This window comes from Vibrio sp. 10N.286.48.C11 (genome assembly GCF_041469805.1).
GTDB lineage: Bacteria > Pseudomonadota > Gammaproteobacteria > Enterobacterales > Vibrionaceae > Vibrio > Vibrio crassostreae_C.
On sequence record NZ_JBFRLK010000079.1, the window covers coordinates 41749 to 64996 of the forward strand.

Sequence of the window (23248 nt, forward strand, 5' to 3'; positions counted from 1 at the left end):
AGCTCTCTGAACAAGTGGATTAGGTCTTAGTCAGGGCTGTTTGCTATGGGCTTATAATGTTCAGGCTACTACAGCAAACACTGTACCAACATCTCACGTCAAATTATCGCCATCACCTCTATAAAAGGAAGATTAGCTAGCTCGCTATTATCAGGGTTCATCACGCAGAGCTCAAGCAATTGATCTAATGACGTAAATCAGGTGGGATCGGCATATTAGAATCTTGCAGCTTTGGTCGCTCACCACCTCGTTTTCGGTACTGTTTAAGCTGGAAAACATATGCAAGCACTTGTGCAACTGCTGTAAACAGACCGTCAGGAATTTGTTGTTCTAGCTCAGTGGTATGATAAAGCGCCCTCGCCAATGGCGGCGCTGGAACGATATAGATGTCATTTTCACGCGCAATCTCTCGGATCTTCATCGCCATGTGGTCGACACCTTTAGCAACCACAATTGGTGCTTTGTCTTGATTCTGCTTGTAGCGCAGCGCCACTGAGAAGTGCTCTGGGTTGGTGACTATCACGTCCGCTTGCGGCACATCGGCCATCATACGACGCTGAGCCGCTTCCCTTTGAAGCATACGAATTCGGCCTTTCACTTCCGGCTTACCTTCAGTGTCTTTGAATTCGTCTTTGACTTCTTGTTTGGTCATCTTCAATTGATCGGCGTGTTGCCAGATCTGGAACGGGATATCAATCGCCACCACAATAAGCAGCGAGCAACTGATCAACAGGATGAAATTGAGCAAGATATCCAAGGCATGGAAGATGTTCTGTGGGTACACATCCATACTCAGCTGCATTAAATCATGCTGAGAGGCTTGAATCAGATAAATCGCCATCCCCGATACGAGCGCTACTTTAAGAATAGACTTGAGCAGTTCAACCCAGCTTTGCAGGCCAAACATACGCTTGATGCCACTGAGTGGGTTGAGCTTAGACGCCTTAGGCATTGCTGCTTGCATTGAGAAGTTAATCCCACCGACACCCGCAGCGCCGATGACGGCAGCAACAAACAAGGTTATCAGTATCAAAAACAGCGGGAACAGCAGGTTCACCAGTGCACCACCAGCGATTTCTAGGAGTTTGTTAGTGTCAAAAATTTCGTCGCGACTCAAAGAGAACAGACGTTGCATGGCCTCGAACAAAGCCTTCGCCATCGATTCGCCAAACCACATTAATGCAATTGCACCGACAATAAGTACCGACGCTGACGCTAGCTCTTTTGACCTTGCAACCTGCCCTTTCTCTTTGGCCTGTTGCAAGCGTTTGGGCGTGGCGTCTTCTGTGCGTTCTTGACCGTCTGACTCTGCCATTTCAGTCTCCTAGCAATCTAACCGGATTAGACGACATATCTGTTGTTCGCCCTGCATCCAAAATAGCTCATAGTGACTATATAAGCCGCCAAGGATGTACCAACAAAGCAACAGACCCACGAGTAGCGCAAATGCAAAACCCAAAGAAAAGATGTTTAACTGAGGTGCCGCACGCGTCATTACACCAAAAGAGAGGTTAATCGTTAGCAGCGCGATAATGCCCGACAAGGACATCGCCAATGCCGTTTTGAACATGATACCGAGCCACAATGCGAGCTCTCGAAAATCAACAGAGGTCAACGATCCACTGCCAATCGGCAAGGTCTTAAAACTAAACACCACCAGCTGCAGCATTTTCAAGTGACCATCGGTCGCCAAGAAGAACATGGTCGCAAGCAGCATGAACAGTTGACCAAGTACCGGCGTGTTTTGCCCGTTAGCCGGGTCGACCATTGAGGCAAAACCCAAGCTCGATTGCATACCTAAAATCTGACCGAGCATAACAAAAGTTTGAATCAAAAACTGAGTAACAAACCCCATGGCGACACCAATCACGATTTGTTCAAATACCGTCAAGAATCCTTGGAAGGACAGCAGCTCGATCTCTTTAGGAACAGCTGGGATTGCGGGCATCACAGCAAAGGTGATCGCCAAACCTAAATACAGACGGATACGCGGCGACACAAAGCGTGCCCCTGTTACCGTCATCACCATCAGCATGGCTGAGATGCGAGTGTATGGCCAAAAATAATTGGCTAACCACTCTAGTACAAGGCTCGTTGGGTATTCCATATTGGTTTAATACAGAACTTGCGGCAAGCGTTCGATGAGTTCGAAAAAAAACTCCATCATCATCTGAGTCATCCAGTGAGCAAACATCATCAACGCCAATAACGTCACGATCAAACGCGGTAGGAAACTCAATGTTTGTTCGTTGATAGACGTCGCAGCTTGGAAAACCGCTACGACTAAACCAATCAATAGGCTAGGAATAATAATGGCACATACCATTATCAGTACCATCCAAAGTGCATCTCGGAACAACTCTACGAATATTTCAGGATTCATTATTCCCCCAGCTACAAGGCAAAACTGCCGGCGAGAGTGGAGAGTATCAAGTTCCAACCATCAACAAGAACGAACAGCATCAACTTAAATGGTAACGATACAATCATCGGTGACAACATCATCATACCCATAGCCATCAATACCGAGGCGACCACCAAGTCGATGATTAAGAAAGGTAAGAACAGCATGAAGCCAATTTGGAAAGCCGTTTTCAACTCCGATGTGATAAACGCTGGAATCAGAACCGCCATGGAAACATCTTCAGGGTTAGTCACTTCCGCACCCGAGATCTCAACAAAGGTTTCTAGATCTTTGATTCGGGTTTGTTTGAGCATGAAAGACTTAATCGGGCCTTGCGCAACGTCGAACGCCTGTCGTGCCGATATTTGTTCATTGAGATAAGGCTGAACCGCTTGCTCATTCACTTGATTGATCACTGGTGACATGATGAAAAAGGTCAAAAATATCGCGATACCAATAATCACTTGGTTTGAAGGCGTTTGTTGGAGACCCATCGCCTGACGCAAAATAGACATCACCACCACAATACGGGTGAACGACGTCATCAAAATTACCATTGCCGGCAAGAAGCCAAGCATGGTCATTAGGGCCAATATCTGTAAATTGATCGAGTAGTCTTCACCGCCATTGGCGTTGGTGGTCATGGTAAAGGCAGGAATGCCACCACCATTACCCGTTAAACTACCAGTGGTCATGGTTTGCGATTTAGCTTGGTCTTGTTCCATCGTGCTGATGGTAACCGACTCTGAGCCTGCTGTATTCGCTGGAATGACGGTGCCATCTTCAGCCTGTGCAAATACCGACACACTGAACACGAAAGAACAGAGGAGAATGAGCTGAACCAACAACGCTTTTACCACTCGAAAAGATCCGATTTGGCAAAGGTAAGATGAGGTAAAAAGTCCGTTACTTGTTTGCATCTTTTTTAATTAGCTGGGAAAGCTGACTTGAAAATGTACTTTTTTCCAGCATCTCCTGAGTAAGAGGTTTATCGAGCTTAGAGATCAGCTGAATCGACTGTGTGGTAATGCCGACTAAGAACTGTTCATCACCTGCTTGCACAATCGCAATGCGTTCTTTAGTACCAACAGGAATTTGCCTAACAATCGCCAAACCTTGTTGATTCGACATCGCAGGCACTTGCATTCGCTTGAGTAACCAAGCAATAAATAAGATGAAGGCGATAACGAAAATTAGCGACCCAAAAGTGGTCGCTAAATCTAGAGAAGGAGGCGCAGCAAAGGCAATAGAAGGCGTAGACAACAGCCCTATTCCCAATATTACACGGGACAAGCTTATGATTTCACGAAACAAGCCAGTCATTCCGCGAAACAAGCAGGTAATTCCACGAAAAAAACCCGTTACTCCGCGAAACAAACCAGCTATCCCGCGAGACGAGCCCACCAATCTTTTTGGCGAAAAGCGCATTAACGTAGCTTCTTAATTCGTTCTGTTTGGCTAATTACGTCAGTCAAACGAATACCAAATTTGTCGTTCACCACAACCACCTCTCCGTGAGCAATCAGAGTACCGTTAACCATCACATCTAGTGACTCACCAGCAATTCTATCGAGCTCTACAACCGAACCTTGGTTCAATTGAAGTAAGTTACGGATACTGATCTGAGAACGGCCAACTTCCATCGAGATAGTCACTGGGATATCCATGATGGTATCCAGTTTACGACGCTCATCTTCAGAAATCGGAGATGATGAATCGGTTAGCTCATCAAGTGGTGCCGCAAGCACATCATCAACATCAATTGACGGTGCTAAAGGGTCTTCACCAAGTGCTGCAGCCCATTCGTCTGCTAGCTTTTGATCTTCACTAGGTTCCATTACCAATTCCTATACTTTTATCTATTTTGCTATTCGTCATCATCGCTGTTTTCGAGCTCAGACATTAGGTCTTTGCCTAGAAAAGCGAGATCAGTTTTGACCACACTTGGTCTTCGAATTTTTTCCGAAATCTGTACTGCGAGTTTTTCACCCGCACGCCCCATTTTCACACGATACGTTGGCAGTTCTTCGACAAACATCGTCGCGTGTTCAGGCATATTCATGGGAATGACATCCCCTGGGCGCAGCTCCATCAAATCACGCAGAGAAATATCTTGCTCTAACAAGTTCACACGAAAGTTAACGGGTACATCCATGATTTCATCACGCAATGCCGAACTCCAACGAACGTCAGTTTCCATTTTGTCTGATTGAACACCAGCGTCCAACAATTCACGAATCGGCTCAACCATGGAATAAGGCATCACGACGTGGAAGTCACCGCCACCGCCATCCACTTCAATGTGGAATGAACTCACAACAATCACTTCTGTTGGGCTCACAATATTCGCCATACTTGGGTTCACTTCAGAATCCAAGTATTCAAACTCAACCCCCATTACTGGAGACCAAGCTTCTTTGTAATCTTCAAAAACAATTTTCAGCAGTAACTGAATAATTCGTCTTTCTGTTGGCGTGAATTCACGGCCTTCAATCTTGGCGTGGAAACGGCCGTCACCACCAAAAAAGTTTTCTACAAGAATAAATACAAGGCGTGCTTCCATAGTGATCAGCGCCGTACCTTTCAACGGGCGGAAACGAACCATGTTTAAACTGGTGGGTACATACAATGTGTTTTGGTACTCACCAAACTTCATCATTTGTACGCCATTGATCGACACTTCAGCCGTTTTACGCAACATGTTAAACAAACTGATACGCAAATGACGTGCAAAGCGCTCGTTAATAAGTTCAAGGGTCGGCATTCGACCACGAACAATTCGATCTTGTGAAGAGAAGTCGAAATTAACCGCACTGTCGTTATCAGCTTCTACGCTATCTTCAACTTCTTCAACATCATCTACGCCATGTAATAGCGCGTCAATTTCGTCTTGGCTTAATAAATCGGTCACAAATTACCTACTGAATCACAAAATCAGTGAATAGCACTTTTTCAATAACAGGCTGGCCAACAGCTTGAGTCAGGCTTGCTTTGATATCTTCCGTTGCCTTGTTACGCAGTTCGACTCGCCCAGTGGGTGAACGCAATTGATCGACCGTTGCCGAGGCGAACGTCGCCAAGAGCGTACTTTCCACGAGTGGAGAGTGGTAACGAGCCAGGTCTTCATTCTTACTGCCCCGAACCATCATCTGTGCTTTTATCTGAACTAGGCGATCTTTTTTATCACCTGTCACATTGAACAAAAAAGGCTGAGGGATATTAACATACATAACGGGCTCTGCAGCGACCACAGCAGTGGCTGGCTGAGACGGAGATTCAGAGGCGCTATCATCAGAGCCTAAGAAAAAGAGCAGCGCACCACCTACACCAAGCAGTAACACGACTACGGCAATAATGATGATAAGGAGCTTGCTCTTCCCTTTAGGTGCATCTTGTTCTTCTGCCATACTTTACTCTAACTTCCTGTTCTTTCGATTAACTGACGGTTTTTTCTATTAACTAACAGTACTTTCTATTAACTGATGGTTCTTTTAACCAAGCGTTCTTAGCCTGATATTAGGCATAATAACTAATTCCATCACGCTTTGATGCGACATTCAATTCAAGATTGCTGCCACTATCAAGGTTTTCATCACCTTGGCCATCATTTGTGCGGTGAGTGCCGGATTGTTGCTCACCATTGTTGTATCTATCCTGCCCCTGACCAGAGCTCTGTTGCTGAACTGACGAATCGGCTAGTTGTAGACCTTGTTGAGCAAGCATCTCCCTCAGGCGAGGTAAGGTTTGTTCAATCACATCTCTTGCCTGTTGATTACTAACCGTAAAGTGCACGTTCGCCACATCATTATTCATGGTCATGCGGATTTTCATCTGACCCAATTCTGGTGGGTCGAGACGAATGTCCAAGTTCTTGAGGTTCTTAGACATCATCATTTGGACTTTTTCCGCGACCTGCTCATTGGCTAGCTCTTTGGTGAGCTGTAAAGGCGCTTGTTGAGCAGCTTGAATTTCAGCTCGCGTAGGTGCTGAACCCACCGTTGCCGTACCTTGTGCACCAGCCGCAGAAGCGATCTGCTGAGCAAAGGTCGAATCTTTAGAATCTTCTTTAGCACCCGCTTTACCCAAACCAGACAGTGCTGCTGCACCGGCGCCCGCTTTAAGAAGCGTATCAGTCGAGCCTGCTTTTGTGGCAGCTGGCGTTGCATTCATCGCCATTCCTTGCGCGGTTAAAGCTGGATCCAACGTTGCTTGCTGCTGAGGTGAAGCCACATTAGCTTGTTGAGCTGCGGCCTGTTGGGCTGCATGTGCATTATTGGCGTGCAGCATTGCCGCCTTGTCCGTAAGAGCATTGTTTGCTGATTGAGAAGCGGCCTGCGCTGACACTTGTTGTGTAGCCGTCGCTACAGCTGCTGTTGATGCTGCCGCAGCTAAGGCTTTAGTTTCGCTTGAATCCGTATTATCCCAATCGATAGCAGTGGGTTCACCAGACGCACTGTTCGCAGCCGGAGCTTGACTTAGCAAAGCTGTTACTTGTTGTTGAACGTTAGCGAGCTGTTGATTCAACAGGTCTAGGTTAGAGGTCGCTTTAGCCAAAGCGGCTTGCTCATCAACCGTCAACTTAGCGCCACTTTGTTGCTTATCAAGCAAGCTATCGACAACAGACTGCTCTGATTCGATTTGTCCATTCAATTGGTTTAGCGCTTTGGTATGGGCATCTACTTGCTTTGCCAGTTCAATATCCACGGCTGACAATGCTTGGCTCTGCTCGGCAGCAACCGCACTAGCTGCATTCTTTTGGCTCAGCTCTCGGCTCATACTGGCTTCAATTTGTTCTGGAGTGACGCCTTTATCCATCAACTGTCGAATTTCAGTATCAGTTAGCTGAGAAACACCCTTACCTCCGGTAAGTACAGCGATTTCAGAATCGACTTCAAGGCTCTTCTCCTGATTTGCAGCCTTAGCTTGTTGTGTCGCCTTATCCGTAACGGAAACTCCTGCAACAGAAGCACCGGTGATATTACCTTGGGCTTGTTCTACCTGACCTTGCTGAGGCAAGCCTTTGCCGTTTGGCGCTTGATTTAGGGTTTTGTTTGCCTCATCCAATTGACCAAGCAATTTATTGCCTTCGCTCATCGCTGCATTGGCTTGCGATGCCTGCGTAGCACCATCTACCGCTGATGGACCCTGAGTTTGGGATTGAGCAATATGTTCTTTAGACTCGTTAGTCGTATCCTGCGCATCTTTACCATCTGCCTTATCTGCAACAGTCTTATCAGCGACAGTGCTATCAGTGCCCGAATTGGCTTTGAGCTGAGCCTCAGATCCAGACGCAGCCTCTGCTGATGTTTTATCAGCAGCTTTCTCGCCTTCTACTTCTGAAGCTGCTTGCTTGCTTTGCGCTTCGCTCACTTCGTCAGTAGCCTTTGATTCAGCGGAATCACCTTTGTTCGCTTCGGCTGACGCTTCACCTTCGGTAGATGTCTGTTTAGTATCAGGTTTCGCAGTGCTTTCTGTGTCTTTTGCTGCGACTTTACTGTCACTTTCTTCAAAGCCGAGCGCTTCTTTAAAGGACTCAAAGAAACCTTTAGAGTCGCCGGTTTCTTCTACCTTGGAAGAGGCAGAACCGGTGTCCAACAACGATGACATTTTGTTGGTCGCTGAATTTGAGGAAAGACTAACATTCATATATACAAGCTCTATCTACTAGCTTTGCTGCCATGAATCAGGCAACAAAAAGAAAGTCGGATGCTTTTCATGCCTTTGGTGGGCATAACGCGCAATTTTATATAAAACGGAGCAAGAAACATGCCTATAAGTTCGGTTTTCACAATATAGAGAACAGCACTGACGTCATTCGTGGCTTAGGATCACATCTTCTTTCGGCTGTATAACAGAGTCGAAAGCTCATCCATTTGCTTTTGTTCTCTTCGATCTTGCAGCTTTGCTTTCTCTTTCTGCTTTTTCTCCATCAACCACTCGTAGGATTTACGTTTTTTGCGTAACTCCATCCAGTAGCTTTGGCAGTTGTCGACTTGATTTTTAAAGTGGTGCTCGGCTTCTCTCTGTTTGGATAATGTTTCATCCAACTGAGTTAAGAAGCGGTTCAAGTGACCATATTGGCTCGCCGTTAAGCCTGCCTTGCCGCGGTCAACGAGCTGCTGACAGTAATCCAGTCGATACTTTTCAATCTGCGCAACCTGCTCATAGTAGCCTTGCAGCTCAGAGTTCGCTTTGTTGAGCGCAAGTACCGCTTGGTTCTCTTGATCTTTGGCTTGATCGAGCAAAAATTCTAATGCGTTATCCATGACTAACCTTATTCACCCGTTAGCCACCCAATACATGTTTCAACATGTTGACGCACATGTCGTATGGGACGGTCTCTTTCATCTTCTGCTGCAAGTACTCATCCAGTTTTGGTTTCAACGTGAAGGCACTATCGATTGCTGGATCCGTTCCTGGCTTGTAAGCACCAATCGACACCAAATCTTGGTTTTTACGGCAGATAGACAGCACTTGCCTTACCGCTTTCGACATCAAGACATGTTCTTCAGTGGTGATTTGCGGCATAACACGACTGACGGATTTCTCAACATCAATCGCGGGATAATGACCGGCATCAGCCATTTCACGCGACAACACAACGTGACCATCGAGAATCGCTCGCGATGCATCGGCAATCGGATCTTGGAGGTCATCGCCTTCGGTTAACACGGTAAAGAAAGCGGTAATTGAACCTTGTTCATCATTGCCGTTACCTGCTCGTTCCACCAGCGCAGGAAGCTTAGCGAAGACTGATGGCGGATAACCTTTGGTTGCTGGCGGCTCACCCACAGACAGAGCAATTTCACGCTGAGCCTGAGCAAAGCGGGTCAATGAATCCATGAGTAGCAGAACATCTAAACCTTGGTCGCGGAAATACTCGGCGACAGCCAGCGCAGTTTGACAGCCTTTTAAGCGCATCAATGGTGATGAGTCGGCAGGAGCGGCCACAACAACCGAACGCTTACGGCCATCTTCACCAAGAATTTCTTCAATAAACTCTTTAACTTCTCGTCCACGCTCACCGATTAAGCCAACAACAACCACTTGCGCAGTAGTACCTCGAGTCATCATCCCAAGCGTGACCGACTTACCTACACCAGAACCTGCGAACAGACCGATACGTTGCCCTTTACCCACGGTTAGCAAACCATTAATGGCTTTCAAGCCGACATCGAGTGGTTCACAAATCGGTTTACGAGCTAACGGGTTGATTGGCTCCGCATTAAATGAAGCGCGTTGCTCTGTATAGATTGGACCTAAACCGTCGAGTGGATTACCTACGCCGTCGATCACTCGACCGAGCAGTTCCATTCCAACAGGGATACCACTTTCGGTAGTCATTGGCGTGACGCGAGCGCCAGGTAAGATCCCGGTGATTTGCTCACTCGGCATCAAAAATAGGTTATCGCCAGAGAAACCGACGACTTCGGCTTCCATCTGACCAGACATGGTTTCGACTAAACACAAACTGCCGATTGGCGCTTTACAGCCGGTCGCTTCAAGCGTTAAGCCAACAACGCGTACTAATTTACCAGAGGCAATTGGTCGCGATTTTAGCCCCTCGACTTTGTACTGACTGAGACGATTCGCTAACTCAAGCATTACTCATGACCTTGGTGACGGTTTGCGCCGCAGAAATTTTGAATAACGTTCTTTACACGATCTTCCATGCGGTAGTTAACGCTCGACTCACCCGCTTCAATTTGTACATCACCACGGTTGAGTGCTGGCTCTGCGACCAGCGTCCAATTACGGCAGTCCAATTCAGTCTCGCCATACGCAGAGCGAATGATCGCCACATCTTCCGGATTGAGTTTCAATGTGATTGCGTGACCAGAAATCGGCAACGACTCTACCGATTCTTTAACGGTATCTAATATGATTTGTGGGTTGGTTTGCACTTCAACATGAACCACTTCTTTGACCATGGTAAGCACCATGTCGACCAATTGCTTCTCCACCTGAGCGTTCATCAACTCTAATGGTTGAGCGAACTGGTTTGCCAGCCCCATGAAGACGGCCACCTGCTGTTGAATGTACTCTTGACCCGCGGTTACGCCTTCAAGCTTGCCGGCTTCGTTGCCTTCTTCGTGACCGGCAGCAAAACCTTCTTCTTTGCCTTTTTCATAGCCTTGCTTAAAGCCCGCCTCTTGGCCTTGATGCAGCCCTTCCTGATAAGCGCCTTGTTTAATCAGCTCGATTTGCTCTTCAGTCAGAACCAGCTCTTCATCTTCAATGGCTTCTTCAACCGTTGGCATCCAACTAGGGTCGTAGTTAAAAGCGGTTTCTTTGGCTTGTTTGCTCACGTCAGAGGTGTAGTCAGGCAGCCCCCATTTCTGAGGTTGGGCAACCGTATTATCTTCTTCAGGGCGAAGGAAGCCGCGTTTTCTATCACCTGACATATCAGTACCTATCTATGAGTGGCTTAACTGTATTGTGAATTCAAGCAGTTAAACTGAGTTAATCTGTGGTTCGAGATTGGATAAAGAAAAGCCCCAACAGTGTGGGGCTTTTGAGATTTCTGTATTAAAGGAACTCGTCGGCGCCACCAGACAGCATAATTTCGCCACTGTCTGCCATCTTCCTCGCGATACCCAAAATCTCTTTCTGAGCCGCTTCAACATCAGAGACTTTGACTGGCGGCATCGCCTCAATATCGTCTCTCATCATATCGGCAGCACGTTTAGACATGTTCTTGAAGATCTTCTCACGTAGACCTTCATCTGCACCTTTAAGTGCTTTCTGTAGAATATCTTGTGGAACATCACGTAGTAGTCGTTGAACACCTTGGTCATCAACTTCAATAAGGTTTTCAAAGACAAACATCAGATCTTGAATCTGTGTTGCCATGTCTTCGTCTTGGTCACGGATTTGATCCATCAAGACGCCTTCCACGTTGTTGTCCATGTAGTTCATGATCTCAGCCGCGGCTTTCAGGCCACCAATTTTGGCAGCTTGAGCACCCGCTTGACCCGCGAACTGTTTCTCCATGATTTCATTCAGTTCAGCAAGCGCCGAAGGTTGAACTTCTTCAAGGTTGGCAATACGCATCATCAGATCCAGACGAACTCGCTCTGGGAACTGAGACAGGATCTCAGCCGATTGATCGGCATCGAGGTACGACAACACAATAGTTTGAATTTGAGGGTGCTCGTTGATGATAATGCTCGCCACCTGACGAGGATCCATCCACTTAAGCGAATCCAAACCTTTCGAACCTGTGCCGAGAAGGATTTGGTCAACAAGGTTATTCGCCTTGTCTTCACCCAGAGCAGCAACTAACGCATTACGCATGAAGTCTTCGCTGCCCATACCAATGTTGGTGTACTTCTGAATATCATCTAAGAAAGCACGGTGCACAGCGCCTACTTTCTCTTGGGATAGGTCTGTAGCTCGCGCCATCGCACTACCCACACGCTGAACCTGCTTTGGCTCTAGGTGACGAATAATACCAGCAGCATCTTCTTCATTTAAACTGAGCAACAAGATCGCAGCGCGCTCATCGCCTGAGATAGAGCCGATATCCACGCTAGAGACATCAAGCACTTCACCGCCTTCAGTTTGTTGTGGAACTATTTCGTTAGCCATCTACCATCCAATTCTTAACTACTTGAGCTGCTAGCTCTGGTTCATTCGCTACAAGTGCACGTACTGCTTTCAGCACGTCCTCGTCTTTATGAAGGTTTGGTAAGTCGATACTTGAACCAAATTCAAACAGCTCACCACCTTCAATATCACCACCAATTAAGCTGGTTTCGCCGTTGGCACCAATTGGCATGCCATCAGGTCCGTACATCTGTTCATCGTTGTCTGCTGCTGGGTTAAACAGTTTCTTCATTGCAGGGCGAACAAGTACCAACACCACCACAATGATAACCAAGGCACTTGCAAACCAACGAACCCAATCATTGAAGTTTGGATGCTCCCAGATTGGCACATCAGCAACAACATCTGTTACTTGAGGTGCAAACTGCATGCTTAATACGTTGAGCAAATCACCACGAGTTTCATCAAAGCCCACCGTACCAATCAGTACTTGGCGAATCGCATTGATCTCGCTCGCCGGAATCGGAGTATGAACCACTTCACCCGTATCTGGGTTCAAGGATTGGCGGTCTTTGATCGCAACAGAAACCGTCTGACGATTAACCGTGCCGCTCTGTTTACGTTCATGACTGATGGTGGTGTCTAGCTCAAAGTTTCGAGTCGCTTCTTTGTGAACAGAGCCTTGACCTGTCATCGCGCCGTCTTTCATCTGAGCCACATCTTGTGGAATTGAGGCATCCGCTGGAGGCTGGTTACTCAACGCACCCGGAATACCCGCCACCGTATTTCCATTGTTGTAATCTTCTAAGGTGTATTCACTTCGAGTCGCCGGTGTATTCGGATCAAAACGTTTTCTGGTTTGCTCCACAGCACTGAAATCGAGCTGGATATCAACCTGAGCGGTGTAGTTACCAAACCCAAGAATAGGAATCAGGATGGAGTCAATTTTTTCACGCAGCGCTTGTTCTTGATTGCGCTCTAACTCGTGTTCTTTACGACGCGCCGCTGACATAGGGTCTTGAGAGCCTGAGCTCAACAATCGGCCATGCTGATCGGTCACCGTAATACGTGAGGTTTTCATTCCCGGAACGGCACTTGCCACCATATCCACAACAGAATCCACTTCTTGCTGCTTGAGGTTAGTACCTGTTTTTAGAGTTAGGAATACAGAAGCAGAGGCTTCTTGATTATGACGTACAAAAACACTCTGCTTCGGCAGGGCCAATAAAACCTGAGCTTTACGCACCTGTTTCATCTGCTCAATGGCTTTGGCAAGTTGTCTTTCGCGGCTTAATTTAAGGCGTTCTTGTTCTAAACGTTGTGATACACCAAAACCCATGTCTTGCATAAGGATGTCATCACCCGCGTTTCGCTCTTGATTCAAACCCGCTCGTACCATATTAAGCTTTAATGAGTTGTACTCACTCGCCGGTACTGAGATGGTATTGCCTTCAAGCGTGTAATCGATCTTTTGCAGATCTAAGTAATCAAGAACGGGGATCAATTCTTCTGTTTCGTAAGCCCCTAATGGACGCATTTCTGGCTCTTTTACCCAGAAAAACAGCATCACAATCAGCGCTACACAGATAGAGATAGAAAGGACTAAGACGACCTGACGAAGTAAATCAAGATCACCGACAGCCATATCGAACTTCGATGAACTGCGTTCACCTAGATCGGGATTTTGCCCTTCTCCGTCTAGCTCAGAGCCTGCAATAAGTGCGTGGTCGTTGCTATCGCTTACGGTTAAATCTGTTGTTTGACTATTATCTGCCACTATTTAACTACCCAACTTATACCGGCATATTCATCAGCTCTTTGTACGATTCGACCAATTTATTTCTAATTTGGATCGTCGCCTCAAAAGCCACACTAGATTTATTACGAGCAATCATCACGTCCGATAGGGATACGCTTTGGTCTCCACTATCAAAACGAGCTTGAAGATCACCTGAAGTCTTTTGTAATGAGTTCACATTATTGATGGCATTAGTCAGCATGTTGCCAAAATCTGCACCGACCGCTTGCCCCGTTGCTGCGGGACGCGCGCTGGCAGCTTCGACCATCATCGCCTGCATTTCGCCTTGTAAACCATCTATTCTCATCTACTACCTCAGGAGTCAAAATTATGACTATCTATTTAGCTATATTATTGACAGAGCAATTAGCGTGCCACACATTAAATTGACTAGATATCGTATTACACTAGTCAGAAAGCTGACACTACTAATCTATCCTCAGTTTGGGATATCTATTCCAGCATCGCGCATTTTAGCCAACTTGTAACGCAGTGTACGAGGGCTAATACCCAGTTTTTCAGCCATATCTTTGCGTCGACCATTACATGCAATCAGGGTTTCAAGAATGATCGCATACTCTTGATCTCTAAGCTCATTACCTAACCCTTCGCTGCTAGCCGCGATTTTATTGATTGGGTTTGCTTCGGCAATCGGCTTGATTTCTGGCGCAGCTACGTCACTGCCTTCAACGATTTGTTGTAGGCTGCTTGCGTCTTGCCAATCGACACCTTCAAGAAGAATGTGCTCACCAGAGATGTTCTCTTGTTCGCTCAATATTAACGCACGCTGTACCACATTGTCTAATTCGCGAACATTGCCCGGCCACGGATAATTGACGAGTTTACTGATCGCTTGCGCTGACATAACCGGTACAGGCATACCAAGTTTGGTGCAATGACGCTCAACTAAGTGCTTAGCTAAAGGCTCAATATCACCTTTTCGCTCACACAGTGGTGGCCAAGAAATTGGGAATACATTCAAACGATAGTATAAATCCTCACGGAAATTCCCTTCAGAAACATACTGTTTAAGGTCTCGGTTACTGGTCGCTAATACACGAACATCCAATTTGATGCTCTTACGACTACCTAATCGCTCAACTTCGCGCTCTTGCAAAACACGCAGTAGTTTGGCTTGTAGGCTAAGATCCATTTCACTGATCTCATCCAACAGAATTGTACCGCCCTGCGCTTGCTCGAATTTACCTGGGCAAGCTTGAATAGCACCAGTAAATGCGCCTTTATCGTAGCCAAACAGGGTTGCTTCCAACATGTTGTCTGGGATCGCCGCGCAGTTAATCGCGACAAACGGGCCATCTTTTCGGCTAGAAGCATTGTGAATGTAGCGAGACATCACCTCTTTACCAGAACCACTCGGGCCCAACACCATGACGTTGGCATCGGTTTTCGCAACTTTATCAGCCAGCATCATTAGCTTGATACTTTTTTCATCAGCAACGATAGCGTCGCCGTTGTCATCCGACTTTACAGGCGCATAACGGCTGACCATGTTGAGCAGCACTTCTGGCGCAAATGGCTTTGCCATATAGTCGATAGCGCCCTCTTTCATTGCAGCAACGGCATCTTCGATGTTGGCGTACGCTGTCATTAGCAATACCGGCAAATTTGGCCAATGCTGCTTAATGTTTCTCAATAGTGCCAAGCCACCCATGCCCGCCATCTGCACGTCAGATACGACAATATCAACGGAGTTCGATTTTAATTTGACCAGAGCATCTTCCGCACAATCCGCTTCCAGCCATTCATAGCCAGCAAGCGCGAGTGTGTCGACAAGGGCTTCGCGTAGACCTTCATCATCTTCGACGATTAACACTTTGCTTTGAGCCATAGGATTCTCCAGTGTAAATTCAGTTAAAACTTATTAGTCTTCAGAAGAAGCACTTCTTTCAAGCGGTAGACACATGGTAAAGCATGCGCCGTCGCCTTCTTCTGATATCAATTCCAGTCGGCCTTCATGTGCTCGACATACCATTTGTACAACCGCTAAGCCTAGACCTGTACCTTGTGAACGAGTGGTAAAGAAGGGTTCCATTATTTTACCTTGAAGCTCTTTCGGTACGCCGGGGCCACTGTCTTGCACTGATATCTTAAGCTCGCCATTTACGGGCCTAAAAAACACATCGATCTGCGATTCCTTACCCGCAATTTGAACCGCGTTCAACACTAGGTTGCTTAACGCTGAGGCGATAGCATTGGCGTTGCCGAACATTTGAGTCTGTTCGCCCTCAACTTCTTGGCAATAATCAATCTGGTTAGTTTTCAATGCCGCTTCCACCATAGGGTGAAATTCAGTGATCAATTCAGCCACAGTAAATGGCTTAACGACTTTGTTGTCACCACCTTTGGCAAACAACAGCATGTCGTTCACTTGCTTCTCTAAGTCATGCAATCTATCCATAAGCTTAGATTGAAAACGCGTTTTTGTTGCCGGCGGCAGATTTGGCGCGGCAAGGTTTGATGCATACAGCATCGCACTTGAAAGCGGCGTTCGCACTTGATGGGCAAGCGAGGCCACCATTCTACCTAATGAAGACAAACGCTGAAGATCACTCACGCGAGACTGCAATAGTCGGGTCTCGGTCAGATCGGTAATCAAAATCAGCTGACCCGTGGTAGAGGCTGAAATCGCCAAACGCACTTTTCGCCCGTTCTTCAATGAGATCTCATGACCGTCATCGTCTTTTGGGTCAAAGGCACTTTGAATCACTGAAAACCACTTCTCGCCAACCAACTCAACACCAAGAATACGATGCGCTTCAGGGTTCGCTTCTCTCACTTCGCCGTGTGTATCTAACAAGATAACCCCAGCTGGCATCACGTCGAGTACTTGCTTATAGCGCTCAACCTGCTGTTCAACAGAATCTAGGTGTGATTGATTTTCTGGTTCGTTAGATACGCGCATGTCAAAAATTTGCCTCAAATACTAAAACAGCCTGAGACGTACAACACGAGTCAGGCTATTTGCTATATTTATCACATAGTTAAGCAAGCAACAACTCGACTATGGTTTATCTGTTCACTTAGCTAGAGTTACCAAATAGCTAAAAAGTGTGTGCTAGTTTTTCGTTTTCATCGAAAACTGGGCACTATCGCTGCAAGTTATATTTACGCATTTTTTCAACCAGAGTGGTTCTACGCATTCCAAGCATGTCAGCAGCACGAGCAACAATGCCGCCCTGCGCTTCCAACGCTTGATTGATCATATTCACTTCCATATCCGCGAGTAGCTCTTTCAAGTTAACCCCTTCTGGCGGTAACTCTTGAGGCGCATTAGCATTGTCGGCAATATCATCTTGCTGATCAAAACTGAAATCTTCTGAGAATAAGTCAGCAAGTGCATCACGCTCTTGCTCCTCTTCAGATCCAAAGCTATTAAACTCTGGCTGGAACTCAGGGATATCGCTGTATCGATATTTAGTTGGCAGGTGATTCACATCAACCAAGCTGTTTGGATACAAGATAACCATTCGTTCAACCAGGTTCGCTAGTTCACGAACGTTACCTGGCCAGTAATGCTCCATCAAAGAGTTGATAGCACGAGCCGTGAAACAGATAGGCATGCTGCCTTCCGCTTCCATTCGAGTCATCAGCTCTTGAAGCAACAGTGGAATATCTTCTTTACGATCTTGAAGCGCCGGCATTTCAATCGGGAATACATTCAAGCGGTAGTAGAGATCTTCACGGAACGAATCATCGTCGATCATATCTTCAAGGTTGCGGTGTGTTGCCGCAATCACTCGGACATCAGCTTGTATGGTGCTGTTGCCACCTACGCGCTCAAAGCATCGCTCTTGCAGCACTCGTAGCAGCTTAACTTGCATCGCCATCGGCATATCGCCAATTTCATCAAGAAACAGTGTGCCACCTTCAGCTAATTCAAAACGGCCTTTACGTGCGGTAATCGCCCCAGTAAATGCGCCCTTCTCATGACCAAATAGTTCACTTTCAAGCAAATCAGGTGGAATCGCGCCACAGTTTACAGGAACAAAAGGCCCTGAACGACGTTTAGAGTGATAATGAATGTTACGCGCTACAACTTCTTTGCCTGTGCCAGATTCACCAAGAATCAGCACGTTCGCTTCCGTAGAAGAGACTTGTTCAATTAAGTGACGTACTTCTTGAATGCCAGCACTTTGTCCTACTAGGCTGCGAAACAGTGTGTTCTTGCGTGCCGAAGACACAACTTGAACACCTTTGCGGCCTAAGAAGTCTTTACAGTGTCTTAATGCATCACTTAATTGCGGGTAGTTAAGAGGAAGTTCGAGCTCACCAACATAGTTAGTCAATTCGTCAACCGGGTGATTATTTTTGCCAATCACCAGTAAAGGGATGTGATTGGCGTGAACAAGCTTCTCATTCAGTAATGCGTTGAAGCCTTTACCTTTAATGGTACCAACAATGCAGCCGGCCCACTGTAGTGACCAGTCAACTTTACGTGCTTGTTCAGAGCTGATTACTTCGCAGCTCTCTCCTACAAACTCTAATATTGTGCTTAAATTGTGACGATCTTGAGCGTTATCGTCGACGACAAGCAGTTTTGCCAAACCTTGCATAAGTAGGAATTATTGCCTTTATTTTGGTGCGATGCGGAAAAACGGTGAGCAACGTAGTCTATAAACCAGTGAAAAGTATCAACGATTACGGTCTACGTGGACAAATTTAGGAAATCAGCAACGAAAAAAGCCATTAGGCTATCTAATGGCTTCTATTTTATTTGATAAAAAAAATAAGGCAACCAACCAATTAAGGGATATGAGATTGGTTAAAACTGCAATTTTTCTTTAAATTCCTACGTCAGCGGACGTCAAGTTGTGATATTCGTTCGGAATTTGGTCCCAAGCGCTCTTAATTTCGCGAATAATATCGATAACATCATCAATAGGCTGTGGGTCATTTTTGTGATTTGCCGCAGAAATTTGCGTGATCATGAACTCATAAAGTTGATCTAGGTTTTTCGCAATATCGCCACCATCGTCCATAGATAGGCAACTACGTAGGCTAATAATGATATCTAGAGCCTTACCAAGTCGCTCACCTTTCACAGGGATGTTGCCTGCTTGCATTGCCGCTTTGCCTTGAATCAAACGCTCGATAGCACCGGCCATTAGCATTTGTACAATCTTATGCGGTGAGGCAGCCGTTAGCTGACTATCCACTGATACCTTTTTATATGCCTGTAAAGAACCGCGCATAGTAAACCTCTTCTATAAAAACTTTTTGTATTGTTGAACTGATTTAGCACCGTGACGATATTTGTGTAGGGTCTTACCTACTCGACTCGTCTCAGACTGCATCAATTCGACTAATTTTCTGGTTCTGGTAATGGCTTCAAACCATTCAGAACTTTGCTTAACGTCGGGATGTGAGTCGATTATTTGAAGCACGTTTTGCAATAACTGTTCTCTGTTATCGACAAGCTGCGTTATTTCTTCAGCATTAATTTCACTAAATTCCAGTTTAGAGATAATTAGTTGATCGAGTTCACAAAGCTCTTGTAGCTGGCTATTCATCTATTAGCCCAACGCATTCATCATACTGCCCAGCTGAGATTGCATCTTACTGGTCGCATCTTGCATGGCTGTGAACTTAGAGTGGGTACGGCTCTCTAGGCTGTCCATGCGGCGGTCAAGCGCGCTTTGGTCATCAACCAAGCGGTAGTTTTGCTCGACCAAGCTCTTTTCTCTAGTACGGATTGAACCCGTGATACCTGTGATACCTTGAATCGCATCTTCCACTTTTTTGGCGAAGCCGTTGTTGCCACCGAAGAACTCACCCAACTTGTCGAAGTTGTTGTTGAGTTGACGATCAAGCATGTCGTAGTTGATTTCTAGCGAGCCTTGTCTTGTGGTGGTGATACCGAATTCAGTCAAAGACTTAAGGTTGTCTGGCGCACCTTCGATACTTGATGAGAATACCCCTTTCAATCGAGAGTCGGCGTTACGCACTGTACTGTCACCAGAAAGCGGGCCTTTTTGACCGGTCGTTGGATCAACACCCGCGAGGTCTTTCGACACTTGATAGAACTGGTTATAAGAGCTCACAAAGGATTCAATATCTTGGCGAACACTATTACGGTCGTACTCGACACCAATTTCTGCAGGCGGCTTATCTTTTGGCGTTTTTCCTTTCACCGTTATATCGATACCTTCAACGGCATCTTCAATCACATTGTTATTACTAGAGAGCTGAGCAACTCCATCTAGGACAACCATAGAATCTTGGCCAGCCTGAACTTCAGTCATACCACTATAGGTATCAAAAGATTGCTGTGCTTGTTCAAGGTCTGCTTGCGCTTTATCGACCTTCTCTAAAAGCTCACGCTCTTCGGGTTCTAATTTAGCACGCTCAATTTTCTTCGCTTGTTCTGCGGTGAGTTCGCCTTTTTGAACTTTCTCAGCCAACTCTGCTTTTTCTTGTGAGATCTTCTCTTCGATACGCGCTTGCTCAGCCTCAAGCTTTTGTTGGGCTTCTTTCGGTGTCACGTATGAATCGGTCAGAGTACCTGAGGCAGCATTTGACCACCCCGGCACATCGGGTGCCTTCTCTATCGCTTTTTCATCAAGCTCAAGTTCTGGTGTGAAGTAAGAATCTAAAAGCGTACCTGACGCGGTTTCAGTCCAGCCAGGGATATTGTCTTCAGGCATCACCGACTTTGCCGCTTGAGCTGCGTCTAGGGCTGCTTGGCCGTCGGCTGCGGCTTGCTCACCGTAGCTGAGACTTTGAGAGTCTCCGTCAGCATCTGAAGTAGAGTCGGTTTGGGCTGCAGGGATGATATTGCCATCTTTATCGAGTGTTTCATTCGCATTTGGGTCATCGCTAGCGATCACTTCATCAATGAGTTCGACGGCTTTTCCTGCAGGGGTTAGAGCTAGAATAGCTTGAGCAGCAACGCGCGCTTTCTCTAGCGCTTTAACACGTTCTTCAAGCGTTTTATATTCGAGTTTTTTCAGAGGATTGGCAGCATCTGACTCAACATTAATGCTGATCTGCTGATCTGAACCAGACTGGTTCGAGGCAATAATAAGTCTTGGACCTTCGACATCGTTGATAATAGATGCACGAACGCCTGGGTTGTTATCTGCACCGTTGATACCACGAACAACTTCGATAAGTCTCGATCTGTCGCCAACTTGCACGTCAAAGCTGTCATCACCAAGCGAAACCTGCAGCTTACCTGGGCCAAATTTCATGTCCTCTGACAGTACATCAGAAGCCACTTTATGGCTTTGGGCAAGCTGCAACACATCGATGGCATATTTGCCAGCGATCGCTTCGGTAGTCGCGGTTGCAGAAACAAGACCTTCATCGGTACTTTCGACTGTTCGCACAGCAAAAGCTTTTTCCTGACGAAAGTTTGTCATCAGGTTTTTCATCGAATCAAGGGATTCTCTGAGTCTTCCATAGGCACTAATGCTGGTATCGATTCGCGTTCGTTCATTGTCGATTCGTTGCTGTTTAGGTACACGCTCCGAATCAACAATTTTGCTGACCATGGAATTAATATCCATACCAGACGAAATCCCCATTGGGCCAAAACTCATTAAATCACCTCAATAATACGACTTAAACCTTCACCTCAAATATTCGACTATTCGAGTTTTGGGCTGCTAGGCGTCTTAGAATTTCAAGCATTTCTTCATCAGGGATCTGGCGAATAATATCACCAGTTGTGGTCTCATAAATGGTAACCACATCTCTCCCAGATTCTTCATCGACCTTAAAAGCCACACCCTTATTGAGAGAGGAGACAAACTCGTTGACCTTCTCCACCATTTTGACTCGCTCTTCATCATTTAGCTCTTGTCTATGTTGAGCTAATTGAATCGCCGCTTCGGTAGCTTCCTCTTTCGATTTATCTACCTTGTCATAAGATGTTGCTTCTTTTAGTCGCGAAATACTCGACGCACTACTACCTTCATCGCTTGCAATTTTAATGCCATTAGGTGAGCCATAAGGCTGGATGTTCGATGCGTTGGATGATATTTCCATAACACTCTCCCTCCCTCCTTTATGAGCCAAACAGTAAAACTCTACCCAGAGTAGAGTTTACCGCTACTTACCGAGGTAAGTTTAGCCCAATAAGCTTAGAGCTGCTGATGGTGACTGTTTTGCTTGAGCTAGGATAGAAGTACTCGCCTGTTGTAGGATTTGAGACTTAGTCATAGCCGTTGTTTCTTTCGCGTAATCGGTATCTTTGATACGGCTCTTAGACGCATTAACGTTTTCGTTGATGTTGTCTAAGTTGCTGATTGCGTGGTCAAAACGGTTTTGGAAAGCACCTAGAGAAGCACGTTGGCTATCAACAGATTTTAGAGCACCATCAATGATAGATACTGCTTCGTTTGCACCTGCAACAGAAGTTACGTCGATATCGTTAACGGTAACGTCTTTACCAGCACCGATACCTAGTTCGCCCGCAAGGCTGCCGCCAAACTCAACATCACCTTCAACTTTTTGGCTTGAAGCGAAAAGTTGCAGTTTGCCGCCTTCACCTACAGACGCTTTAACGTCTTGGCTTTGACCATTGATGTAAGTTGCTAGCTCTTCAATATCGTTGCCTTCTTTCGCAGAAATGGATAATTCTTGAGCTTCACCAAACTTATCATTGTACTTAATCGTTAGATCAGAACCAGCACCTACACGCCAAGAAGCATCTTTGCCTTCTTCTACGCCATAGCTTTTGCCGCCCATGTCTTTAGTGTCAGTGCGCATGTTCCCCATAGAGAGCATTACCGCCTCACCAGAGTCTGCGCCTATTTGGAAAGATTGGCTACCGTAAGTACCGTTAAGAAGCCTGTTACCACCAAAAGAGGTCGTTTCAGCAATACGGTTAAGTTCTGTGTTTAGAGCAGAGACTTCTTCTTGGATCGCAACACGTTCAGATTTGCTGTTTGAACCATTTGAAGATTGAAGAGAAAGGTCACGCATACGTTGCAGAATGTTGGTTGACTCATTCATTGCACCTTCAGCTGTCTGTGCAATAGAGATACCGTCATTCGCGTTTTTCACAGCCATGTCTAGGCCACGGCTTTGCGACGTTAAGCGGTTAGAGATTTGTAGGCCCGCAGCATCATCTTTTGCGCTATTGATTTTATAGCCAGAAGACAAACGCTCCATTGATTTTTGAGTACCTTCAGCCGCGCTATTCAGGTAGCGCTGAGCCGTCATTGCAGACACATTAGTGTTTACATTAATCGCCATAGTTGATCTCCTTTAGGCATTTTTTAATGCACTTATGTGACTCTCACCTCACACAAATACATGTCAATTTGTTTATGCACCAGTGTCTCTCTCACCTTACATTGGTACATATCATTTCTCTCAATCCCTTTAACGGCCCCTTAATTAGAAGCTTTAATAAAAAATGCGATTTTTTTCGTATTCTTTTCAACAACAAAGAAAAGTGTGATCGGGCTTCAATTAATAGAGTAGCATTCGTTAAAGTTTCCCGTTTTCTTGATTATTGATTATTGATT

The 23248-nt window shown here is 46.0% G+C and carries 23 protein-coding genes; all 23 read right to left on the reverse strand.

Annotation, left to right across the window (positions count from 1 at the left end):
- Positions 1 to 184 precede the first annotated feature (184 nt).
- A complete protein-coding gene (gene flhB, locus AB4209_RS18025) occupies positions 185 to 1315 on the reverse strand; it encodes a flagellar biosynthesis protein FlhB (RefSeq protein WP_017064116.1) in 1131 nt (376 codons plus the stop codon).
- A gap of 9 nt (positions 1316 to 1324) precedes the next feature.
- Positions 1325 to 2107: a flagellar biosynthetic protein FliR gene (gene fliR, locus AB4209_RS18030; protein ID WP_372056773.1), complete on the reverse strand. Its 783-nt coding sequence runs from the start codon at positions 2105 to 2107 to the stop codon at positions 1325 to 1327.
- Positions 2108 to 2113: 6 nt separating this feature from the next.
- Entirely contained in the window at positions 2114 to 2383 is a 270-nt protein-coding gene (fliQ, locus tag AB4209_RS18035; RefSeq protein WP_004736211.1) for a flagellar biosynthesis protein FliQ, read from the reverse strand.
- Between the two features lie 11 nt (positions 2384 to 2394).
- Entirely contained in the window at positions 2395 to 3324 is a 930-nt protein-coding gene (gene fliP, locus AB4209_RS18040; protein ID WP_017091072.1) for a flagellar type III secretion system pore protein FliP, read from the reverse strand.
- Positions 3311 to 3727, reverse strand: coding sequence for a flagellar biosynthetic protein FliO (fliO, locus tag AB4209_RS18045; RefSeq protein WP_372056816.1), 417 nt, complete (start codon positions 3725 to 3727; stop codon positions 3311 to 3313). Before fliO ends, fliP begins: the two co-directional genes overlap by 14 nt.
- A gap of 104 nt (positions 3728 to 3831) precedes the next feature.
- A complete protein-coding gene (fliN, locus tag AB4209_RS18050) occupies positions 3832 to 4242 on the reverse strand; it encodes a flagellar motor switch protein FliN (RefSeq protein ID WP_004736208.1) in 411 nt (136 codons plus the stop codon).
- A gap of 29 nt (positions 4243 to 4271) precedes the next feature.
- A complete protein-coding gene (gene fliM / locus AB4209_RS18055) occupies positions 4272 to 5315 on the reverse strand; it encodes a flagellar motor switch protein FliM (protein WP_017087925.1) in 1044 nt (347 codons plus the stop codon).
- 7 nt (positions 5316 to 5322) lie between these two features.
- Positions 5323 to 5811, reverse strand: a complete 489-nt coding sequence (gene fliL, locus AB4209_RS18060) for a flagellar basal body-associated protein FliL (RefSeq protein WP_017087926.1) — start codon at positions 5809 to 5811, stop codon at positions 5323 to 5325.
- A 109-nt stretch (positions 5812 to 5920) separates the two neighbouring features.
- Complete coding sequence (locus tag AB4209_RS18065; RefSeq protein WP_372056776.1) at positions 5921 to 8050, reverse strand: flagellar hook-length control protein FliK; 2130 nt, start codon at positions 8048 to 8050, stop codon at positions 5921 to 5923.
- A gap of 182 nt (positions 8051 to 8232) precedes the next feature.
- A complete protein-coding gene (fliJ, locus tag AB4209_RS18070; protein ID WP_372056778.1) occupies positions 8233 to 8670 on the reverse strand; it encodes a flagellar export protein FliJ in 438 nt (145 codons plus the stop codon).
- A gap of 19 nt (positions 8671 to 8689) precedes the next feature.
- Positions 8690 to 10009, reverse strand: coding sequence for a flagellar protein export ATPase FliI (fliI, locus tag AB4209_RS18075; RefSeq protein WP_372056780.1), 1320 nt, complete (start codon positions 10007 to 10009; stop codon positions 8690 to 8692).
- The gene (gene fliH, locus AB4209_RS18080) at positions 10009 to 10809 is read right to left on the reverse strand and encodes a flagellar assembly protein FliH (RefSeq protein WP_017060681.1); all 801 of its coding nucleotides are present in this window, start codon (positions 10807 to 10809) and stop codon (positions 10009 to 10011) included. The genes fliI and fliH overlap by 1 nt, the downstream gene beginning before the upstream one ends.
- 124 nt (positions 10810 to 10933) lie before the next feature.
- Positions 10934 to 11995 carry a flagellar motor switch protein FliG gene (gene fliG / locus AB4209_RS18085; protein ID WP_017060682.1) on the reverse strand — a complete coding sequence of 354 codons (1062 nt, stop codon included), beginning with the start codon at positions 11993 to 11995 and terminating at the stop codon, positions 10934 to 10936.
- Positions 11988 to 13730 (reverse strand): flagellar basal-body MS-ring/collar protein FliF, encoded by a 1743-nt coding sequence (gene fliF / locus AB4209_RS18090; RefSeq protein WP_372056782.1) that lies wholly within the window; start codon positions 13728 to 13730, stop codon positions 11988 to 11990. The genes fliG and fliF overlap by 8 nt, the downstream gene beginning before the upstream one ends.
- Positions 13731 to 13746: 16 nt before the next feature.
- Positions 13747 to 14058: a flagellar hook-basal body complex protein FliE gene (fliE, locus tag AB4209_RS18095; RefSeq protein WP_017060684.1), complete on the reverse strand. Its 312-nt coding sequence runs from the start codon at positions 14056 to 14058 to the stop codon at positions 13747 to 13749.
- A 132-nt stretch (positions 14059 to 14190) separates the two neighbouring features.
- Positions 14191 to 15600: a sigma-54 dependent transcriptional regulator gene (locus AB4209_RS18100; RefSeq protein ID WP_102321175.1), complete on the reverse strand. Its 1410-nt coding sequence runs from the start codon at positions 15598 to 15600 to the stop codon at positions 14191 to 14193.
- 33 nt (positions 15601 to 15633) lie between these two features.
- The gene (locus tag AB4209_RS18105) at positions 15634 to 16674 is read right to left on the reverse strand and encodes a PAS domain-containing sensor histidine kinase (protein WP_017060686.1); all 1041 of its coding nucleotides are present in this window, start codon (positions 16672 to 16674) and stop codon (positions 15634 to 15636) included.
- Between the two features lie 184 nt (positions 16675 to 16858).
- On the reverse strand, positions 16859 to 18325 hold the full coding sequence (locus AB4209_RS18110) for a sigma-54 dependent transcriptional regulator (protein WP_136982075.1): 1467 nt from the start codon (positions 18323 to 18325) through the stop codon (positions 16859 to 16861).
- Between the two features lie 228 nt (positions 18326 to 18553).
- Entirely contained in the window at positions 18554 to 18964 is a 411-nt protein-coding gene (fliS, locus tag AB4209_RS18115) for a flagellar export chaperone FliS (RefSeq protein ID WP_004736194.1), read from the reverse strand.
- 12 nt (positions 18965 to 18976) lie between these two features.
- A complete protein-coding gene (locus AB4209_RS18120; protein ID WP_017060688.1) occupies positions 18977 to 19282 on the reverse strand; it encodes a flagellar protein FliT in 306 nt (101 codons plus the stop codon).
- Between the two features lie 3 nt (positions 19283 to 19285).
- Positions 19286 to 21313: a flagellar filament capping protein FliD gene (fliD, locus tag AB4209_RS18125; protein WP_372056784.1), complete on the reverse strand. Its 2028-nt coding sequence runs from the start codon at positions 21311 to 21313 to the stop codon at positions 19286 to 19288.
- A 22-nt stretch (positions 21314 to 21335) separates the two neighbouring features.
- On the reverse strand, positions 21336 to 21761 hold the full coding sequence (gene flaG, locus AB4209_RS18130; protein WP_372056786.1) for a flagellar protein FlaG: 426 nt from the start codon (positions 21759 to 21761) through the stop codon (positions 21336 to 21338).
- Between the two features lie 81 nt (positions 21762 to 21842).
- Positions 21843 to 22973, reverse strand: coding sequence for a flagellin (locus AB4209_RS18135; protein ID WP_048611345.1), 1131 nt, complete (start codon positions 22971 to 22973; stop codon positions 21843 to 21845).
- Positions 22974 to 23248: the final 275 nt, after the last annotated feature.